The organism is Bradyrhizobium sp. DOA1, assembly GCF_001593325.1.
GTDB lineage: Bacteria > Pseudomonadota > Alphaproteobacteria > Rhizobiales > Xanthobacteraceae > Bradyrhizobium.
In genome coordinates this window covers 5,307,163-5,322,672 of record NZ_JXJM01000001.1, presented here as the reverse complement: position 1 = coordinate 5,322,672, position 15,510 = coordinate 5,307,163, and the positions used below count along the sequence as shown (strand labels likewise).

Genomic DNA, 15,510 nt, shown 5'->3' with positions numbered 1-15,510 from the left:
CCTACTGTGCATGGGGTTGTTTTCGCATCTTGTTTTGAGGCTGCGGAATAATCACGGCTTCGCCTCCGCCACCGGCTGCGCCTTCTTGCTCGCGCGCCAGTTCTCGAAACGTTGCACCACCACGAAGAAGGCCGGCACGAACAGCACCGCGAGGCAGGTGGAGGCCAGCATGCCCGAGAACACGGTGATGCCGATCGACTTGCGCGCGCTGGCGCCGGCGCCGGTCGCGAGCACCAGCGGCACCACGCCGAGAATGAAGGCAAACGAGGTCATCAGGATTGGCCGGAAGCGGGCGCGCGCCGCCTCGATCGCGGACTCCAGGATTGGCTTGCCGTCGCGGCCGTGCAGCTCGAGCCCGACCTCGACGATCAGGATCGCGTTCTTCGCCGACAGCGCGATCAAGAGGATCAGGCCGATCTGGCAATAGAGGTTGTTGTCGATCTTGAGCGCGCTGAGGATCAGCATGGGCCCGAGCAGCGACAGCGGCACCGCGAGGATCACCGAGATCGGCGCGTACCAGCTCTCGTACTGGCCGGCGAGTACGAGATAGACCAGCAGCATGGCAAGGCCGAACACCCAATAGATCTGATTGGAGACCGCCTTCTCCTGATAGGACATCGCGGTCCATTCATAGCCGGTACCCGGCGGCAGCGTCTTGTCCGCGATGTCCTCCATCAGCTTCAGCGACTGGCCCGATGAATAGCCCTGCGCCGGCAGGCCAATCACGGTCGAGGACGGATAGAGATTGTAGAGGCTGATCAGCGACGGTCCCGTGGCCGGCGTGATCTTGGCGATAGTGCCGATCGGGATCATGTCGCCGTTCGAGTTGCGCACCTGCATGTTGGCGATGTCGCCCTCGGTGACGCGGAAGGCCGGATCGGCCTGGGTGTAGACCTGGAACACGCGGCCGAACTTGTTGAACTGGTTGACGTAGGACGAGCCGAGATAGGTCGACAGCGCCGAGAACACCTGATCGGTCGTGACGTGCAGGGTCTGGGTCTTGACGCGGTCGATCTCGACGTTGAACTGCGGCACCGACGAGCGGAACGAGGATTGCACGCGCTGGAGCGCGCTCTGGCTCCCGGCGTTGCTGACCATCGCGCTCGTGATCGCCTGCAGCTTGGCGAAATCGCTGTTGCCGTCGCGCAGCTCGACCTGCATCGAGAACCCGGCGGCGTTGCCGATGCCCTGGATCGGCGGCGGCGGCAGCACGATCGTGCGTGCCTCCATGATGGTCCCGAGCTTGTCGTTCAGCCCAAAGACCAGCGAGCGCAGATCCTCGCCGGGTCCTTTGCGCGCGTCCCAGTCCTTCAGGATGATGTAGGCGACGCCGGCATTGGCAAGGCTGGCGCTGTTATCGAGTGCGGAGATGCCGGCGATGGTGATGACCTGCGCCACGCCGGGCGTGTCCTTGATCAGCCCGCTCGCTTTGTCGAGCACGGCTTGCGTCCGCTCCAGCGCGGCGCCGTCGGGCAGCTGCACGGCGGCGATCAGATAGCCCTGGTCCTCGATCGGCAGGAAGCCGGTCGGCACCCGCGACAGGCCATAGCCACTGGCTGCGATGATCAGCAGCGCAAACGCGACGGAGACAGTGGCGTGCTTGACGAGAAAGGTGATCAACCGCGTGTAGCCGCGCTCGACGCGGTTATAGACGGCGTTGAAGCCGCGGTAGAAGAAATTGCGCTGCTCCGGCGGCACCGCCGGCCGCAGCCAGAGCGCGCATTGCGTCGGCTTCAGCGTCGCCGCGTTGATCGCGGACAGAAGCGCGGTCGCGGCGATCACCAGCGCGAATTGCGAATAGATACGCCCGGTCAGTCCGGCGAGGAACGAAGCCGGCAGGAACACCGAGATCAGCACCAGCGTGATGCCCACGATCGGCGCGAACAGCTGGTCCATCGCCTTGATCGCGGCGTCGTGGCCGTTCATGCCCTGCTCGATGTTGTGGGCGGCGCCTTCCACCACGACGATGGCGTCGTCGACCACGATGCCGATCGCCAGCACGATCGCGAACAGCGTCGACATGTTGATGGTGAAGCCGAGCGCTGCCATCGCGGCGAACGCGCCGATGATCGTCACAGGCACCGTCGTTGCCGGCACCAGCATCGCGCGCCAATCCTGCAGGAACACCAGGATCACGACCAGGACGAGCAGGCCGGCCTCGATCAGCGTCATGTAGACCTCGTGCACCGAGGCCTCCACGAACTTGGTGGTGTCGAACGGGGTGTCGTATTTGATGCCCTCGGGGAAGCGCTTGGCGAGCTCCGCCATCTTCCTCTCGACGGCCTGCTCGACCTGGAGCGCGTTGGCGCCGGGCGACTGGAACACGCCGATGCCGACCGCCGGCTGCTTGTTGAGGGAGAAGATCTGGCTGTAGGTCTGCGCGCCCAGCTCGACCCAGCCGACGTCGCGCACGCGCGTGACGTCGCCGCTGGTGCCAGTTTTGACGATGATGTTCTCGAACTGGCCGGTGTCCTCGAGCCGTCCGTTGACGTTGAGCGTATATTGGAACGCCTGGCCCGGCGGCGTCGGCGGCGCGCCGACCTGGCCGGCGGAGACCTGCTGGCTCTGCTGCTGGATTGCGTTGATGACGTCCTGCGGTACCAGCCCCCGGGCCTGCAGCTTGTTCGGGTCGAGCCACACCCGCATCGAATATTGACCGGCGCCGAACACGGTGACGTTGCCGACACCGGGCAGGCGCGAGAGCTCGTCGCGGATGTTGATGGTGGCGTAGTTGCTCAGATACAGGCTGTCGTATCTGGAGTCCGGCGAGGTCAGGGTCACGAACAACAGGATCGAGGTCGATCGCTTCTGCACGGTGACGCCCTGGTTCTGCACCGAGGCCGGCAGTTGCGACAGCGCGCTGGAGACGCGGTTCTGCACCAATACCTGCGCGAAGTTGAGGTCGGTGCCGATCTTGAAGGTCACGGTCAGGGTGTAGGTGCCGTCCGAGCCGCTGTAGGACTGCATGTAGAGCATGTCCTCGACGCCGTTGACCTGTTGCTCGATCGGCAGCGCCACGGTGTCGATCACGGTCTTGGCGCTGGCGCCGGGATAGCGCGTCGTCACCTGCACGGTCGGCGGCACCACGTCGGGATATTGCGCAATCGCGAGATTGAACAGCGCGACGCCGCCGATCAGGATCATCAGCAGCGCGATGACGTTCGAGAGGACCGGCCGCTCGATGAAGAATTTCGAGATCATGGCTGGCGCTCCCTCACTTGGCAGACGCCTGGGGCTGCTCGATCTTCGTCACCTGCGGGTCGATCTTCTGGCCCGGGATCACCCGCAGCAGCCCGGCGATGATCACGCGGTCCTCCGGCTTCAGGCCGCTCTCGATCACGCGCAGGCCGTTGTCGACGGGGCCGATCTGCACCTTGCGCTGCTCGACGGTGTTGTCGGCGTTCACGACGAGGAGATAGCGGCCGCCCTGGTCGCTGCCGAGCGCGGTGTCGGGGACGAGGAGCGCGCTCTTCTCCTGGTCGAAAGGCACGCGAACGCGGACGAAATAGCCGGGGAGCAGCACCCGCTTGTCGTTGGGAACGAGTCCGCGCACCGCCAGCGTGCCGGTCGATTGATTGAGGGTCGGCGAGACGTAGTCGAGATGCCCCTCATGCGGATAGCCGGTGTCGGTCTGCAGGCCGATCTGAATTGGAAATTGCTTCATGTCTGCGGGCGTCAGTCCCCTGCGTGCCGCCTCGGCGCGGATGCGCAGCACGTCCTGCTCGTTGACGGTGAAGTTCACATAGATCGGATCCAACGCGACGATGGTTGCGAGCTGGGTCGGGGAGGAGACGCCGACGAGCTCGCCGATCGAGACCAGGTGGGCGCTGACGATGCCGTCGAACGGCGCCGTCACCTTGGTGTAGCCGTAGTTGACTGCGGCGAGCCTGGTATTGACCTGGGCCTGCTGAAGACTGGCTTGAGCGTTGTCGCGGGTCGACGTCGAGGTGTCGAGCGTAGCCTGCGAAACCGCTTGGCGCTGCACCAGCTCGACCTGCCGTTTGAAATCGGCTTCGGCCTGCTTGAGCGAGGCCTGCGCGCCGGCCTCGGCCGCCTGCGCCTGCTCGAGCTTGAGCTTGTAGGTCTCCGGCTCGATCGTGAAGAGCTGGGTGCCCTGCTTGACGAAGCTGCCGTCTTGGTAGTCGATCGATTGCAGAAAGCCTTGCACCCGCGCGACGAGGTCGACGCTCTTGATCGGCGCGGTGTTGCCGGTCGCCTCGATGTAGCGCGTCACCGCACGCTGCACCGGCGTTGCAACGTCCACCTTGGGCGGCGGCGGAGCCACGAACGTGTTCTTGTCCTCGCAGCCGGCGAGCGCAACGACGATGGATGCCGCCGCCAAGCCCCGCCCGACATGGCTCCACGCTTTCTTACGTCGTGCGGAAGATGCGGGATTCGCGCGCGTCATTCGGTGGCCCCCGATTGCTCTCTGTCGGTGCGGCAGGCTACCAACAAATGCCCGGCCGTGGAACACCATAGCCATGGCAGTCACGGGCCTTGCACTGCAAACGGTGGTGTGCCCTTTGACGGATTCGTCAGGACAAAGGGCTTTTCACTGGGCGCACGATCGACCAGAATTGTGTCAAAGGCCGTGTGATCGACGTGATGGGTCAAAAGAAGAAAAGGTGCGGAGAGCATGACATGCCAACGCCATTCCGGTCGGCCCTCGCCGGCCTCGTTCTCGCAGCGGCGGTCGCCATGCCCGCGCTAGCCGATGGCCTGAAAGACGAGATCGCGCCGACCGGCAAGTTGCGTGTCGCGATCGCGATCAGCCCGGCGGGCGGAGCGTTCTGGTCGACCAGGACCGACGCCGGCTATGCCGGCGTTCCGGTCGACCTCGGCAAGGTCATGGCGGCACAACTCGGCGTACCCGTCGAATATGTCGTGCACCAGAATTCCGGTCAGATCACCGATGCCGCGTCAAAAGGGACGTGGGACGTCACCTGGCTCCCGAAGGACCCCGAGCGCGAGACCAAGATGTCGTTCGGCCCGATCTACGAGGTCGCCGATGCCACTTACATCGTCAAGCCGGGGTCGAGCATCACCAGTTTCGCCGCGCTCGATCAGCCCGGCATCAAGGTCGCGGCCGTCAATGCCACCACCACCATGCGCGGCGCCATCGCGCATCTGAAGCATGCGAAGGTCACGGGCTATCAGACCTATGATGAAATTTTCGGCCTGCTGAAGAGCGGCGACATTGATGCCTTCGCGCTGTCGCGCGACCAGCTCAACAAGATGGCGCAGAAGATTCCGGGCACGAAGGTGCTGGACGAAACCTTCAAGAAAACGGTGACCGCCGTCGCCGTCCCGCTCGGCCACAGCCAGGCCTTGGCCTACGTCACCAAATTCATGACGGAGGCAACGGCCAATGGCATGCTGCGCAAGGCCTATGACAATAACGGGTTGAAGGATTCTCCGATCCGGACGGAGTAGCTTACGGGCCGGCTAGATTGCGGTGGCAGTCACGCCGCGTGCGTGCCACGCGGAAAGCACCGCGCCTTCCTCATCGGCGCTGAGACCGACCACCGGCCCGTTGCTGGCGCGGAGCCAATGAAGCGTATCCCGCGCCGTGGCCGCGAACGGCCGAGCAGTCAATCCGGCCTCGCGCGCCGGCGAGGTATCTCGTGTCAGAAAGCCGGCGAAGTCGGGCAGCGGCAGCCAGAGCGGCAGTGATCGCGGACCCGCCCATCGCCGCACGTCATGCGCTTCCAGGAAAGCGCGATCGACCCAGGTGAACGTGCAGGATGCGTCCAGCGCCGAGGCGCACTCGGCCAGGAACTCACCGCGCCTGCGCACCGGTCCGATCCCGTCATAGATGCCGGTGAGACGAACCTCTGCGGCATGCACGATCCATTGCGCGAGGTCACGCACATCGATGAGCTGGACGGCGTCCTCCGGCGATCCAGGCGCCAGCACCTCGCCGCCGCGCGCGAGCCGCGCTGGCCAGTAAGCAAAGCGCCCGGTCGGGTCCTCCGGACCGGCGATCAGGCCGGCACGGCATATGAAGGCATCGCCGCCGATGGCCTGCTCGCAAGCAACCTTGGCCGCGCCATAGATGGCATCGGTGCTGTGCGCGATGTCCGCCGAAGCGGGCTCGCGCAGCGGCGCCGTGTCGGCGCGTTGTCCCGATATGCGATTGTCGGCATAGACGCTGACGGTTGACACGAAAGTCCAATGCACACCCGGCCGCTTCAGCGCTGCGACCGCGCGGCGGACCTGGCCGGGGTGACGCAAGACGTCGACCACGGCATCGAACGTCTCGCCGGTCAGTGGCGTGAGACCGTCCGCGACGTCGCGATCGATTCGCACGAAGCGCGCGCCTGCCGCAATTGGCCCGGCAAGCCCGCGGGCTGCACAGGTCACGTCGTGACCGGCAGCGCAGGCATGGCTTGCGATCGCCCGGCCGAGAAACTGGCTGCCGCCGAGAATGAGGAGGCGCATGGAAGCTCCGTGCCGCCGATGAGGTCGAGAGCTTACAACGTCCGGTAGCAGTTGCAACCGATCCCTCAGCGCGCCTTGATCTCCGAATATTTCGCCATCGCTTTCTCGAACTTGCGGTTGAACAGCCACATCGCCGCGAGAATCTCGCGGAAGCTCGCCGAGGTCCTTGCCCGGTCGGCCTGTCCGAACGCGAAGATGCTGTTGTTGCGCAAATACTTCATGACCGTGGGACTGGACACCCTGTAGTTCAGGAGATCGCCCGATTTGAGCGCCGACCGCGTCGGGGTCGGAACGATCTGGATCAGCTGGAACAGTTTCATCTGGTCGATCGGGTCGGGCAGCGTCTTCACGATCCCCGGGATCTCGGGGAAAATTTCAGCATGCGCGTTCATCAGCCCGTCGCGCACATTGGTCCAGTGGTTGAAACGATGATCGGTGCCGCGGGCCCGCGCCTCTTCCTTGTCGTCGCGCGCGCTCAGTTCGGGATCGATCGCCGCGATGTCGCCTTTGATCTTGTCCCATTTCTTCCGGCCGTTGCGGTCTTCGGAGGGGCCGGTCTGGAAGCTGCCCATATAGGTGTTCGAGCGCGCATTGCGGACGTTCTGCTTGCCGTTGGTTTCCGCATAGAACAGCCCGAGACTGATGCGCCCAGCGATTTCCGCGTGATGCGATGCCAGCCCCTTGGCGCGTGCAATCGCGACGGCGAGATCGACGACATCCTTGAACGGCGTCGGCGATTTCTGCGCGCCGGCGGGCGGCGCCTCCATGATCTCGAACAATGCGGCATATTCGTCGATCAGCGGCTCGATGGCGGCGTCGAAATAGGCCGGAGGTATCTCGAACTTGTTGGGCTTTCCAATTCGGGAAGGAATGGCGTCCGTGAGATCCTTGTAGGTGCTGATCACGGCAACGCGCGCCAGGTAGAGCGCTTGTCCGGGTAGGTTCGGCAAGCGCTCTTTCGCATCGATCTGACGCCGTCGCTCGGCCAGGATGGATTTGAAATCGGCGAGCGCGCGATCATAGGCAGCGACCGCAGCCGCTTGCTGGGACGTAAGCCCAGTCTGCCCGAAGGCGGGTGCCATGACGAGCAAGGCGAGCACCGCAAATGCTGCGGCGGCAAGGCGTCTCAATCCCATGGCCGGTTCCCATCGATTCGCTGGCCTGGGAGATCGTAAACATCGAAGCCGCAGGCTGGCGAGATGCAAATCCCGTTCAGCCGCGATCTCCTCACGCTGCCCGGTAGTCCGGCGCCGTGGCCAGGAACTTGGCATAGGCGTCCGCGTCGGGCGGTGCGAAGCGACCGGCGAGCCCGCCGCGCTTCTGGTTCTTCGCGCCGATGTCGGCCATCAGCTCATCGAAATGGCGGTAGTGGTAGGGCGCGACGCACAGTCCGCCATAGACGCCCGCGGCCGGCCGTTCGACGCGCTTGAAGTGCAGCATCATCTCGATGTTGTCGCGCATCTGCTGCGCCGTCGGCTGATTGGCGAGCCGGCCGTCGGCATAGCGTACCAGCCAGTTGGCGGCGAGGTCGGCGCAGAGCACGGTGCAGAACGACGAGTTGAAGCCGACGAAGCCAAGCTCGGGCAGATCGGGGTTGGCGATCAGACGATAGAGCCGGTACTGGCCGTCGGCATCGACCAGCTTCTGCTGGTAGGCCGCAGGCAGGAACGGCACGCCGAGCTTGTAGCCGATCGCGAGCACAGCGACGTCCGCCTTGATGCGCTCGCCACCGCTCATCACGATGCTGTCGCCGTCATAACGATCGAACGTGCCGAACACCGCCTTGATGCGGCCGTCGGCGACCATCGGATAGAAGCCCGGCGTTGCGATCGGCACCGAGCAGTTGACGCCGTCCTCGATCCGCTCCTTCGGCACCATGTTGCAGCGGCCAAGCTTGAGTTGCGTCTTCAGCAGGCTCTCCAGCCCGCGCCAATTCGCCCAGACCAGCGGTGCGGCCAGGCGATGCGCGAGCCGCGCCATCGGGCCGATGCCCCAGCCCGGAAACATCTCTTCCTGCGCGCGGATGTAGAGGATGCGCTTGAAGTTCACGAGCCCGCCGATGAAGTAGGGGATGCGCCAGACCGGCTCGCGCATCACGATCGTCACCTCGCGTGCGCCCGCCTTCACCGCGTTGACCGCGATGTCGGTCGCCGATTTCGAGCCGCCGAGGACGACGACGCGGCGCCCGTTCGCCAGGGCGGCATCGTTGTATGTCGACGAATGCAGGATCTGGCCTCCCCGGGCCAGAAAGCCGTCCTCGCCGGGGCAATGCAGCTCGCGCGGCTCGTTGAACTGGCCGGTGCAGACCGCGACGAAATCGAAGTCCTCGTTCGTGGTCGCGCCGTCCTTGCCGGTCAGCGCGAGCGTCCAGCCCGGCTTGCCGTCGGCGCGCCGCGCCATGCCGGCGACCGCCGTATTGAAACGCAGCATGCGGTCGAGGCCAAAACTCATGGCGTAATCGGCGAGATAGGCATGGACCTGCGGGCCGGTCGGCCATTCCGGATAGGCATCGGGCATGGCGCGGTCGGTGTAGCGGTAGAGCTCCTTCGGGCTCTGTGTCTGCACGTCCGGATAGGAGCGCGCCGGCTCCCAGACGCCGCCGAGATCGCCGCTGCGCTCGACGATGGTGACGCGGTGGCCGCGGGCGGAGAACGCCTTGGCGGCAGCAAGGCCGGAGACGCCGCCGCCGATCACGCAGACATGTTTTGGGTTGACCATGGGGTTGCTCGCAATCGAGATGTTTCGCGCGCAAGCAGCGACGTTCGACCGCAAGGCGCGGCCGACCGAGCTGCCAACAGGTGAAGGTAGACGAAGAGGCCGGACGCCTACTCGTTGGCCTCGGGCGGCAGGAAATCGACCTCGTGCAGTGCCGAGATGCGCACCACTTCGGCAGGGTCGGTCAGATTGTGGAGCTGGTTGAACAGCGCCTCCAGCTTCTGCATCGGCGAGACCCAGAACAGCGCGCGGCACGGCTTGTCGGACTTGTTGAAATAGCCGTGCGGGATGCCGCGGGGCATGCGCACGAGATCGCCGGCATGGGCCTTGACCCATTTGCCGTCGAGCTTGAGGTCGAGCGTGCCCTCCTGCACCAGGATGAACTCGTCCTGGGTCGGGTGGATGTGCACCGGCACGAACTGGCCGGGATCGCTGTTGGTCTCGAATGCGAAGGTGGAATCGGTGACGGCCTTGGGGAAATAGACCTGGCCCAGGATATTCCAGGTCTTGCCGCCATAGCCCGTGCCGTTCGCGGTGATACCCTTTTCGAGTGCAGTCATGCGCGCCTCCTCGTGGATTCCGGCGAGGACGGAGCATCGGCCCGGGGACGGGTCCCTGTCTATCCGCTAAACGAATCCGCACCGCGCTATTGCCATGCAACAAGACGATTTTGCGGGCGCGGCCCTTTTCGCGTCGTGCGAACTATTATAGGCTTAAAGCAATTCCGTGACGCGAAGCGTGGTCGACGATGTCCGCAGCCGTGCTGGAAATGAGCGCGAGGGTCCCCGCCGCCGAACGGCTCGCGGCCTTTGCCCGCGTCACGACCGATGATGTCGACGAGGCGGCCGAAGCAATCGGGCGCATCTTCTGCCCGCATGATCTCAAGCCGACACAAGCGCGCGCGGACGGCTTCTCGGCGCGGCACAATTGCGCGGCATTCGCAGGCTTTTCCATCAACTACGTCGCCTATGGCGGATCGGTCAGCATCGACCCCGGCTGTCTCGATCGCTTCTTCCTGGTCCAGGTCCCGCTCGCGGGCAGCGCCCGCATTCGTGCCGGGGCCCGCGAGCTCGATGCCGCGCCGGAACGGACGGCCTCGCTGCTGTCGCCGACGATCCCGACCCGGATGATGTGGCGCGATTGTGCGCAGGCGATCCTGCTGCTCGATCGCCGCATGGTCGAGCAGCGCGCCGCGGCGCTGTCGGGCAGGGCGGCAGGCAGAGTCGAATTCGATCCGGTGATCGATTTGGACGCGCCGTCCGGGCGGGCCTTACGGATGCGCCTTGCCGAGCTGATGACGCTGGCCGAGCGTCTCGGTCCCTCGGGCCGGCTGTCGCCGGTTGCGATGGCCGACTGGCGCGAGGTGCTGCTCGATCACCTGCTCAACGGCCAACGCCATGGCCTGTCGGATGCGATTCAAATGTTCTCAGGGCGGGCCGAGCGTCTGCCGCGCGCGCTCCGCACCGCGCGTGACCATCTGGCGGACAATGCGGGCGAGCCGCTCGACCTCGCGCAGCTCGCCTGCGAAGCCGGCATCGGCATCCGCGCGCTCCAACTCGGCTTCCGCCGTCACTTCGGCGTGTCGATCTCGCAGATGCTGCTCGATATGCGCCTCGCCGCTCTGAACGCCCGCCTCGCGAAAGCTGCGCCCGATGCTTCCATCACCGAGATCGCCTTCGATCTCGGCTTCACACATCTCGGCCGCATGGCCGGTGCCTACCGCGAGAAATTCGGTGAGACGCCTTCGACGACGTTGCGGCGCAGGATGAGTTGAGGCGGAAGACCTTCTAGCGCGGCTGCGTCGTCACCAGGGGCAGATCCTGGATGGCGCCTGGCCACGTGGTGCAGGTGTGAGGCGAAAAGTGATCGGCCTGACCTGCGAGTTTCGCGCGTCCTCCGGAAATCGTGACCGGGTGCAGCGTCAGGAAAAAGTGGTATGTGAACCGCTTCATACTCGATCACTCTCTTTCTGAACTACCACTCCCGCAAGAAATTGCCCCACCCGGATCAAATTGACGAACGCGGGTGAGATGCAATGCCTGCGCAGCCGCGTGCTCGCAGCTTTGGATTGGCTCCTCGTCTTGCTCACGAGCAAGCCAGCCCATCACTCAGCACAGCTTTTTCAGAAATTGGAATCAAGGGCATCGAGAAACGCGTCCTGGCAGCTCTATTCGAGAGCGGCCGGCTGCTACTTACTCAGGAGGAGCCCCCAATGAAGATAAGCAGCGCAACTTCCAACATCTTTTCCTTAGCAAGGCGCCTCGGCAGTATTCGGATCGCCCGTTCCAGTCTGATCAAGTCGGCACATATTCTTGAAAGAATTGGGCTGGGAGCCGTTGGGGCCTCTTGCGGCCTCTATGTGGGTGCGACCCTGCTGCGCCAGAAAGGTGGGCTGTTTGAAAGCGGCTGGATTGTGCTGATAACAATGGTCTATGGAGCTCTGAGCTATTATGTCGGTATTGATTTGTCCGGCAAAGTCGCACGGAATTCGTCATCGAGCATCTCGGAAGAATGGAACGGCTCCGAGCCGGCTGAGATCATGAGTGCGGCCGGAACCTTCGGCGCGGCCATTGCGGCTACTCTGTCCGTCAGCATCCTTGTCCTTGATCAAAACCTGCCCAACGGCCTGATAGGCTTTGTTGCCGGCTGTTGGGTGGTGGGTTCTTCGCTTCAAGTTGCGGCGGGCACGATGGCTCGCAGCAACGATGCACCCACGAACGAGCAATGAAGGAAGCACGCTCACGTGAGCACAAGCCGCCGTGCTGGTTCGGCTTCGGGTCTGGAGTGCGCAATGCCGACTCATCGCAACCTCAGCCGTCCAACGTTGCGCGTCTGCGATGTTTGGTAGTGCAGTCGTTCGCATCGACAAGTGTTCTGGTGCGCACCGTGCCGGTACCTAGTAACCTAAGTTTTCACACAACAGACAAGACGTGCCATCGTGGTGATGTTGAGATACTGTTTCCGCGCGGCCGTGGTCCAACATTCTGCTAACCGCTAGCCACAAGATCGGTGGAGCCATGCAGATTGCGGAGTGGCTCGAGAAGTTGGGGCTTGGACAATACGCCGAGCGTTTTGCCCAAAATGGGATCGACGTGGGCGTCCTCCCCGAACTGATGGACGAGGACTTTGACAAGCTCGGAGTCTTGCTCGGTCATCGCCGCAAAATGCTGCGTGCCATCGCCAACCTCGATCCGGCCGCGTTGATCGCATCGCCTGCGCCCCCTCATGACGCCGAGCGGCGCCACCTCACCGTCATGTTTTGCGATTTGGTCGGCTCGACCGCGCTCTCGGCGCGGCTCGATCCCGAGGATATGTGGGAGGTGATCCGGGCCTACCGCGCTGCCTGCGCGAGCGTTGTTACTGCCTATGATGGCAGAATAGCTCGGTTCGTCGGTGACGGAATACTCGTCTATTTCGGTTATCCCCGTGCCCACGAAGACGATGCGGAACGCGCGGTGCTCGCGGGCCTGGATATTATCGCGGCGATTCGCCAGCTCAAGACGGGCGCTGGCGAACGGGCTGAACTGCGGATCGCAATCGCGACCGGACTTGTGGTGGTCGGCGACCTCATCAGTGGAGATGCGTCTGAGGAGCACGCAACCATCGGCGATACACCAAATCTCGCTGCTCGCCTCCAGAGTTTGGCGGAGCCGGGGGTCGTCGTCGTTGCTTCGTCGACGCGCCGGCTGCTTGGCGATCTCTTCACTCTTCGCAATCTCGGTCGCCGGGAGGTCAAGGGAATAGCAGAACCCATTGCAGTCTGGGCGGTGGAAGGTGCGACCGCATCCGAGAGCCGCTTCGAGGCAGTCCGCGCCGCGCGCTCGATCGGCTTTGTCGGCCGCAAGAACGAGATCGAATTCATTCTCTCGCGCCAACGGGAGGCCTGGCAGGGCCAGGGTCGGATGGTATTGATTTCTGGTGAAGCGGGCATCGGCAAGTCGCGGATAGTCGCAACGCTCTCTGAAAGCCCCGCATTGGGGGCGCACCGCCGGGTGCGATATCAGTGTTCGCCTTACCATACCAACAGTGCGCTTCATCCGTTTGTCGCGCAGCTCGAACGCGCCGCCGGTATCCGTTCGGACGACATGCCCGAGCAAAAGCTCGACAAGCTCGAGGCGATGCTAGTGCTCGGAACACAGCAGGTCGTTCCAGCAACACAGCTCATTGCGGCGCTCCTTTCGATTCCACCCGGAAACCGCTGTCCGCCGCTCGCTCTGAGCCCGGCACAGCAGCGTCGACAGACATTTGCTGTCCTGCTCGATCAGCTTGAGGGATTGGCACGCGATCAACCTCTGCTGATTATCTGCGAGGATATGCATTGGGCCGATGCCACGACACTTGAACTGTTCGATCTCGCGGTCGATCGGATCAGGGCCCTGCCGATACTCGTGCTCATGACCTCCCGGCCTGAGTTCGAGCCCTCCTGGTCGGGCCTTGCGAATGTCAGTCTGTTGCGGCTCGACCGGCTGGATCGGCAGGATACGCGCGCGCTGGTCGAACAGGTGGTCGTTGGTCGCCAGCTGCCAGGCGAGATGATGCAGCAGATCATCGACAAGACGGATGGCGTGCCGCTATTCGTCGAGGAGTTGACCAAGATGGTGCTGGAGTCCGGCCTGCTCATCGAAGATGCCGGGCGCTATCGCCTGACCAGTCCGCTCCCGCCGCTAGCTATTCCCGCCACGCTGCAGGATTCACTGATGGCACGGCTCGACCGGCTCGCTCCGGTCAAGGAGGTGGCACAGATAGGCGCCGCCATTGGCCGCGACTTCTCATACGCACTGCTGAAATACGTGGCGGGACGCGATGATCTGACGCTGAGCGCTGCGCTAGGACAACTTGAAGAGGCCGAACTGCTGCTTCGCCGCGGAGCGCCGCCGGAGGCAAATTACAATTTCAAGCATGCCCTTGTTCAGGAAGCGGCCTATGAGAGTCTGCTCAAGAGCAAACGGCAGCTGCTGCACACGCGAATCGGCGAGGTCCTGCGCGAGAGGTTTCCAGTCGTCGCCGAGACCGAGCCGGAAGTTCTGGCGCACCACTTCACCGAAGCGGGGCTGAGCGAGGTCGCTTTCGAATGGTGGCGCAAGGCGGGCCAGCAGGCACTGAAACGCTCGGCCTATTCCGAGGCGATCGCGCATCTAGGCAAGGCCATTTCGACCGCTGACGAGCTGCCTGACGAGCCCCGCCGAATGACGAGCAGGCTGCATCTTCAAATCTCGTATGGCCGTGCACTGAGGGGCAGCCTCGGGCACAGCGCTCCCGAAACGATCGCGGCATGGACGCGGGCGCGCCAGTTCGCAGCCGACATCGATGATCCCATTGAACTCGCGCCTGTTCATTCCGGACTCTTCAACGCCTGCTTGACGCACGGCGAACTCGCTCCGATGCGGGAGCTGGCGGATGCCATCAGGAGCGCAGCTGACCAACGACCGGACTCACCCGTGGCCGCCGTTGTCGCCCATTGGACGGGGGGCGTCACCTGCTGGTTCGGGGGCGACTATCTGAACGCGAGGACGCATCTCGAGCAGGCGCTGGCGATCTACAGTGTCGAGCCGGATCCCGCGACATTCCGGGCTTCGACGCTGGATCTGCCGTTCGTGATCATGAGATTCCTTGCTCTGGTGCTGTGGCCGCTCGGTATGATCGCGCGCGCGCGCAAGCTCGCTGCCGAAGCGGTGGGGGCTTCGGGAGAAAAGCGGGCGCTTTCCCGGGCTAACGCGCTGGTTCATCGCGCTGTGTTCGACGGGGTATGCGGGGGCATGTTGGAGCAGACGGAGACGATCCTGGCACTCGGTCTCGCGCGCGACCACACGATGCCACTGTACGTGGCTGCGGGCACCTACCTGAATGGCCTGGCCAAGTGGCGTGCCGGGGATCGAATGGCCGGACTGGCGGACATGCGTCACGGCTGGACCTTGCTGCAGGAGAACGATTGCTACCTCTGCGAGCCGTTCTGGGGGATGCATGTCGCCGTGGCGAATGCAGAGATGGGCCAAGTCGAAACCGGACTGGAAATCCTGAACGAATTGATCGCCCGGACCGAACAGACCGGCCAGCATTGGCTTGATGCCGAACTGCATCGTATCCGCAGCAACCTCCTGTCGCGCCAAGCATCTTCGGGCGAATCCAGTGCCGAAGACGACCTCAGGCGAGGGCTGGAGATCGCGCGACAACAGCAGACGAAGACCTTCGAGCTGCGCAGCGCTCTTGGACTTGCCCGCCTGCACAAGACAAACGGCCGTGCAGGCGCGGTATCCGAATTGCTCGCTCCCGTGCTGGCTGCATTCGAGATGGAGCAGAATCTTCCTGAATTCGTGGAAGCAAAAGAGCTGCTCGCGCAAGAGCATTAGGCATGCG

At 63.9% G+C, this 15,510-nt stretch carries 10 protein-coding genes; 4 read left to right on the top strand and 6 right to left on the bottom strand.

The features are described 5' to 3' along the window. Nucleotides 1-51: 51 nt before the first annotated feature. Both SE91_RS24790 and SE91_RS24785 read right to left on the bottom strand, forming a co-directional pair. The gene (locus SE91_RS24790) at nt 52-3,201 is read right to left on the bottom strand and encodes an efflux RND transporter permease subunit (protein ID WP_061849469.1); all 3,150 of its coding nucleotides are present in this window, start codon (nt 3,199-3,201) and stop codon (nt 52-54) included. A 13-nt stretch (nt 3,202-3,214) separates the two neighbouring features. Further along, complete coding sequence (locus SE91_RS24785) at nt 3,215-4,408, bottom strand: efflux RND transporter periplasmic adaptor subunit (RefSeq protein ID WP_061849468.1); 1,194 nt, start codon at nt 4,406-4,408, stop codon at nt 3,215-3,217. Nucleotides 4,409-4,641: 233 nt separating this feature from the next. Between SE91_RS24785 and SE91_RS24780 the strand changes: the two genes are divergently transcribed. Then, nucleotides 4,642-5,433 (top strand): ABC transporter substrate-binding protein, encoded by a 792-nt coding sequence (locus SE91_RS24780; protein ID WP_061851295.1) that lies wholly within the window; start codon nt 4,642-4,644, stop codon nt 5,431-5,433. Between the two features lie 12 nt (nt 5,434-5,445). On the opposite strand, the gene SE91_RS24775 is transcribed toward SE91_RS24780, so the two are convergent. From SE91_RS24775 to SE91_RS24760, 4 genes are all read right to left on the bottom strand, one after another. Next, a complete protein-coding gene (locus SE91_RS24775) occupies nt 5,446-6,441 on the bottom strand; it encodes an NAD-dependent epimerase/dehydratase family protein (RefSeq protein WP_061849467.1) in 996 nt (331 codons plus the stop codon). A 65-nt stretch (nt 6,442-6,506) separates the two neighbouring features. After that, the gene (locus SE91_RS24770; protein WP_061849466.1) at nt 6,507-7,577 is read right to left on the bottom strand and encodes a hypothetical protein; all 1,071 of its coding nucleotides are present in this window, start codon (nt 7,575-7,577) and stop codon (nt 6,507-6,509) included. A gap of 91 nt (nt 7,578-7,668) precedes the next feature. After that, nucleotides 7,669-9,159 carry a flavin-containing monooxygenase gene (locus SE91_RS24765; protein ID WP_061849465.1) on the bottom strand — a complete coding sequence of 497 codons (1,491 nt, stop codon included), beginning with the start codon at nt 9,157-9,159 and terminating at the stop codon, nt 7,669-7,671. 107 nt (nt 9,160-9,266) lie between these two features. Beyond that, nucleotides 9,267-9,716: a cupin domain-containing protein gene (locus SE91_RS24760; protein WP_008559739.1), complete on the bottom strand. Its 450-nt coding sequence runs from the start codon at nt 9,714-9,716 to the stop codon at nt 9,267-9,269. A gap of 188 nt (nt 9,717-9,904) precedes the next feature. Here SE91_RS24760 and SE91_RS24755 point away from each other — a divergent pair, with 188 nt between their 5' ends. The 3 genes from SE91_RS24755 (at nt 9,905) to SE91_RS24745 (ending at nt 15,503) form a co-directional block, all read left to right on the top strand. After that, entirely contained in the window at nt 9,905-10,930 is a 1,026-nt protein-coding gene (locus SE91_RS24755; RefSeq protein ID WP_061849464.1) for an AraC family transcriptional regulator, read from the top strand. A gap of 261 nt (nt 10,931-11,191) precedes the next feature. Further along, complete coding sequence (locus SE91_RS24750; protein WP_245318519.1) at nt 11,192-11,884, top strand: hypothetical protein; 693 nt, start codon at nt 11,192-11,194, stop codon at nt 11,882-11,884. Between the two features lie 289 nt (nt 11,885-12,173). Continuing rightward, nucleotides 12,174-15,503, top strand: a complete 3,330-nt coding sequence (locus SE91_RS24745) for an AAA family ATPase (RefSeq protein ID WP_061849463.1) — start codon at nt 12,174-12,176, stop codon at nt 15,501-15,503. Nucleotides 15,504-15,510: the final 7 nt, after the last annotated feature.

Coding starts and splice junctions, on each gene's coding strand:
- SE91_RS24785 (WP_061849468.1), bottom strand. CDS start 4,408: ATGACGCGCGCGAATCCCGCATCTTCCGCACGACGTAAGAAAGCGTGG.
- SE91_RS24775 (WP_061849467.1), bottom strand. CDS start 6,441: ATGCGCCTCCTCATTCTCGGCGGCAGCCAGTTTCTCGGCCGGGCGATC.
- SE91_RS24745 (WP_061849463.1), top strand. CDS start 12,174: ATGCAGATTGCGGAGTGGCTCGAGAAGTTGGGGCTTGGACAATACGCC.
- SE91_RS24765 (WP_061849465.1), bottom strand. CDS start 9,159: ATGGTCAACCCAAAACATGTCTGCGTGATCGGCGGCGGCGTCTCCGGC.
- SE91_RS24750 (WP_245318519.1), top strand. CDS start 11,192: ATGCCTGCGCAGCCGCGTGCTCGCAGCTTTGGATTGGCTCCTCGTCTT.
- SE91_RS24770 (WP_061849466.1), bottom strand. CDS start 7,577: ATGGGATTGAGACGCCTTGCCGCCGCAGCATTTGCGGTGCTCGCCTTG.
- SE91_RS24790 (WP_061849469.1), bottom strand. CDS start 3,201: ATGATCTCGAAATTCTTCATCGAGCGGCCGGTCCTCTCGAACGTCATC.
- SE91_RS24755 (WP_061849464.1), top strand. CDS start 9,905: ATGTCCGCAGCCGTGCTGGAAATGAGCGCGAGGGTCCCCGCCGCCGAA.
- SE91_RS24780 (WP_061851295.1), top strand. CDS start 4,642: ATGCCAACGCCATTCCGGTCGGCCCTCGCCGGCCTCGTTCTCGCAGCG.
- SE91_RS24760 (WP_008559739.1), bottom strand. CDS start 9,716: ATGACTGCACTCGAAAAGGGTATCACCGCGAACGGCACGGGCTATGGC.